The sequence below is a fragment of the Streptomyces sp. BE20 genome (assembly GCF_036322525.1).
GTDB lineage: Bacteria > Actinomycetota > Actinomycetes > Streptomycetales > Streptomycetaceae > Kitasatospora.
In genome coordinates this window covers 1-601 of the sequence record NZ_JAQYWW010000702.1, presented here as the reverse complement: position 1 = coordinate 601, position 601 = coordinate 1, and the positions used below count along the sequence as shown (strand labels likewise).

Sequence of the window (601 nt, the reverse complement as noted above, 5' to 3'; positions counted from 1 at the left end):
GGTGCCGGCGCCGAGGATGGTCCGGTAGTTCTCCGCGCCGACGAAGGTGCGCGGGCCCAGCAGGTTCCAGTGGTCGGTGCTCAGGAGCATCGACTGGACCATCGGGTAGAACGTGAAGCCCAGGATCACCAGCAGCGCGGGAGCCACCGAGAGCCAGCCGGCCAGGGCTCCGGTCGAACGCCGCCGGGACTTCGAGGTCTGCCCGGCGCGGTCCGGGCCGCTCCCGGCGGCGGTGCCGCCGGGAGGGTGCTTCGCGGGAAGGTCGGTCATGGTCGTCATCGGCTTTCCGTCACTCCTTGCCGAGCGCCTGGCCGACCAGGTCGTCGACGGTCTTCAGCGCCTTGTCGACGGACGCCTGGCCGTTGACGCCGGCCACGATGTTGGCCTTCTGGGCGTCCCAGCGGGCCTGGAAGGCGTGCCGGTCCTGGAGGACCAGGTCGGGGGTGTTGCGGGCGAGCTGCTCGAAGATGGGCGCCCAGTTGGGGTCGGCCTTGACCTTGCCGTCCACGGTGGCCTTCACGGCCGGGTCCACCTTGCCGAGGTCGTACGGGAAGATCGCGTGGAAGTCCATGTACTGGGCGCTGCGCTCGGGGGAGGCCAG

Annotated in this window: 1 protein-coding gene and 1 pseudogene; both read right to left on the bottom strand. The window is 70.7% G+C overall.

Annotation, left to right across the window (positions count from 1 at the left end):
- Positions 1 to 279 (bottom strand): annotated as a pseudogene (locus PUR61_RS15855) (hypothetical protein); the annotation flags it as partial.
- A 10-nt stretch (positions 280 to 289) separates the two neighbouring features.
- Positions 290 to 601: hypothetical protein (locus tag PUR61_RS15850; protein WP_329879490.1), on the bottom strand; the 312-nt coding region annotated here is incomplete at its 5' end.